General features: G+C 69.9%; 2 protein-coding genes and 1 pseudogene. All 3 read right to left on the bottom strand.

What is annotated here, in order from left to right:
* Positions 1–400: pseudogene (locus tag B7767_RS23015) on the bottom strand (30S ribosomal protein S12 methylthiotransferase RimO); the annotation flags it as partial.
* Between the two features lie 93 nt (positions 401–493).
* A complete protein-coding gene (locus B7767_RS23010; RefSeq protein ID WP_085573862.1) occupies positions 494–1,333 on the bottom strand; it encodes a helix-turn-helix domain-containing protein in 840 nt (279 codons plus the stop codon).
* Between the two features lie 252 nt (positions 1,334–1,585).
* A partial coding sequence (locus B7767_RS23005; protein WP_143652597.1) for a DNA translocase FtsK occupies positions 1,586–3,403 on the bottom strand: 1,818 nt, incomplete at its 5' end.

Below are 3,403 nucleotides of genomic sequence, written 5' to 3'. Positions count from 1 at the left end.
GGCGGTCGCGCGGGGTGTGGGAGGCGTGGATGCCGCCGTTCAGGATGGTCTGGAGGCGGTCGGAGATGTCGGCGTAGTCGTCGAAGCCGAGCACGCCGTCGGCTTCGGGGAGGGCCTCGGCGAGTTCCTTGCCGTACCGCTCGGCCATGCAGCCCACCGCGACGACGGCCTGGGTTCTTCCGTGTCCCTTGAGGTCGTTGGCCTCCAGGAGGGCGTCGACGGAGTCCTTCTTGGCGGCCTCGACGAAGCCACAGGTGTTGACGACGGCGACGTCCGCTTCCTCGGCGTCCTCCACGAGCTGCCAGCCGTCCGCCTCCAAACGGCCTGCGAGCTCCTCCGAGTCCACCTCGTTACGGGCGCAGCCAAGGGTGACGAGTGCGACGGTACGGCGTTCAGGCATGGGCTCAAGACTACTTCGTCCCGCTGACGCCCCACGTCGACGGGGTTGGCCGATCATGGCCAACCCCGTCGTCGAAGCACCCTTTGTGCCGGGTCATCCGGCCTGCGGGTCGCCCTTGGTGTAGGTGAGGCGCTCGACGGCGCCCGGCTGCCAGTCGTCCTCGATCTTCTTGCCGTTCACGAACAGGTCGATCGCGCCGGCGTCACCGAGGACCAGGTTGATCTTGGTGCTGTCCTGGAAGGTCTTGGAATCGCCCTGCTTGAGCAGTCCGTCGAACAGCAGTCGGCCGTTGTGGTCCTTGGCGGAGATCCAGCTGCGTCCGTCGGCGGCGCTGACCTGGACCGTCACCTTGTCCTGCGGCGCGGCGGCGATGGCGCTGTCCGACGGTTCCGGCTCGGGCTCGGCGGGCTTCTCCGACTTCGGGGTCGGCGAAGCGGCCGACTTGCTGGGCGTGGCGCCGTCGGCGACGTTCGCCTTGCCGCCGTCGTCGCCCTTGACCATCGTGAACCCGACGAAGCCGATCACGACGACGATCGCGGCGACCATGGCCGCGGTCCAGTTGGGTCCGCGCCGCTCCGGACGGATACGTTCCGCCTCGAACAGCGGGGCGGCCGGGGTCGGGGCCGGACGGCCGCCGCCGTGCTCGGCCTCGTACTGCGCGATCAGTGGGGCAGGGTCGAGGTCCACGGCCCTGGCCAGGGTCCGGATGTGCCCGCGCGCGTAGACGTCGCCGCCACAGGGGGCGAAGTCGTCCGCCTCGATGGCGTGCACGATGGCGATGCGGACCCGGGTGGCGGTACTGACGTCGTCGACGGTGAGCCCGGCGGCGATGCGGGCCTGCCGCAGCGCTCGGCCGACGGAGACGGAAGGGCGGGCTTCCTCGGAAACGTCTTCGAACGGACGCTCGTCTTCAGGGGAGTTGCCGATGGACACGGGGGCGCCTTTCGAGCGTGTAGCCGCCTGTGCTGGAGGTTCAGTCTAGGAGGGGTACGAGAGGATGGGGCAACCGGGCGGTAGGACTTTGTACGCCATCGGAATGGCCCGACATTCCGATGATGGGACTGCGGTTTGTCACTTCGCTCAACTTGACGTGCACCGACGGGAAACAGTTGCCCGGTGGTCCCTAACGGGTGGGTCACGATCGACCGCCCGGGTGCCCGGAGGCACCGACCGCCTCCCGTTCGCCTACCCTTCAGACTCCCCCCGGATCAGCGCGAGCACGCCGTCCAGTTCATCAGGCTTCACAAGAACGTCACGAGCCTTCGAACCCTCGCTCGGTCCGACGATGTTCCGCGACTCCATGAGGTCCATCAGCCGGCCCGCCTTGGCGAAGCCGACGCGCAGCTTGCGCTGGAGCATGGACGTCGACCCGAACTGGGTGGAGACGACCAGCTCGGCCGCCTGGCACAGCAGGTCCAGGTCGTCGCCGATGTCCTCGTCGATCTCCTTCTTCTGCTTGCTCCCGACGGTGACGTCGTCCCGGAAGACGGGCGCCATCTGGTCCTTGCAGTGCCGGACGACGGCCGCGACCTCCTCCTCGGTCACGAAGGCGCCCTGCAGACGCGTCGGTTTGTTCGCGCCCATCGGCAGGAACAGCCCGTCGCCCTTGCCGATCAGCTTCTCGGCGCCGGGCTGGTCGAGGATGACCCGCGAGTCCGCGAGCGAGGAGGTGGCGAACGCCAGCCGGGACGGCACGTTCGCCTTGATCAGACCGGTGACCACGTCGACGGACGGCCGCTGCGTGGCGAGCACCAGGTGGATCCCGGCCGCCCGCGCGAGCTGCGTGATGCGCACGATGGCGTCCTCGACGTCGCGCGGGGCGACCATCATCAGGTCGGCCAGCTCGTCGACGATCACCAGCAGGTACGGGTACGGCTGCAGCTCGCGCTCACTGCCCTCGGGCGGCTTGGCCCTGCCCTCGCGCACCGCGCGGTTGAAGTCGTCGATGTGCCGGTAGCCGTAGGCCGCGAGGTCGTCGTAACGCAGGTCCATCTCGCGCACGACCCACTGGAGCGCCTCGGCGGCCCGCTTGGGGTTGGTGATGATCGGCGTGATCAGGTGCGGGATGCCCTCGTACGCCGTCAGCTCCACGCGCTTGGGGTCGACCAGGATCATCCGGACGTCCTCCGGGGTCGCCCGCATCATGATCGAGGTGATCAGGCAGTTGATGCAGGACGACTTTCCGGAGCCGGTGGCGCCGGCGACCAGCATGTGCGGCATCTTCGCCAGCGAGTCCATGACGTAGCCGCCCTCGACGTCCTTGCCGAAGGCGACCAGCATCGGGTCGTCGTCCTCGGCGGACTCCGCGAGCCGCAGTACGTCACCGAGGTTGACCATCTCCCGGTCGGTGTTGGGGATCTCGATGCCCACCGCGGACTTGCCGGGGATCGGGCTGATGATCCGCACGTCCGGGCTGGCGACGGCGTACGCGATGTTCTTGGTCAGCGCGGTCACCCGCTCGACCTTCACGGCGGGGCCGAGTTCCACCACGTAGCGGGTGACCGTCGGGCCGCGGGTGAAGCCGGTGACGGCGGCGTCCACCTTGAACTCCGTGAAGACCTTCCGCAGCGCGTCGACGATGGCGTCGTTGGCGGCGCTGCGCGCCTTGCCGGGGCCGCCGCGCTCGAGCAGGTCGAGGGCGGGCAGCGAGTAGGTGATGTCGCCGGAGAGCTGGAGCTGCTCCGCGCGGGCGGGCAGATCGCGGGGTTCGCGCGGCGGCTCCTTGGTCATGTCCAGGACGCCGGCCGGCGGCTTGTCCCGCTTCGGCCCGTCCTGAGGCCCGTCCTGGGACCTGTCCGCCTTCGGCTCCTCCCGCTGCGGGCGGGCGGCCGGCACCGGCGTCGGTGTGGTCGGCTCCCGGTCGCCGGTGCTCACGCCCTGGGTCAGGTCGGCGACGATCGGCGAGGGCGGCATCCCGTGCAGCACGGCGCCGTCCAGCGCGGCGGCAGCGGCGGCGGCCACGTCCACGGCGTCCATGGGCCGGTCCACGGCGGGCCTCGGCAC

Origin of the sequence: Streptomyces sp. 13-12-16 (genome assembly GCF_002114215.1) — a bacterium.
Classification (GTDB): domain Bacteria; phylum Actinomycetota; class Actinomycetes; order Streptomycetales; family Streptomycetaceae; genus Streptomyces.
Note: the sequence above shows the minus strand (reverse complement) of the source record. Positions and strands in the feature narration are given on the sequence as shown.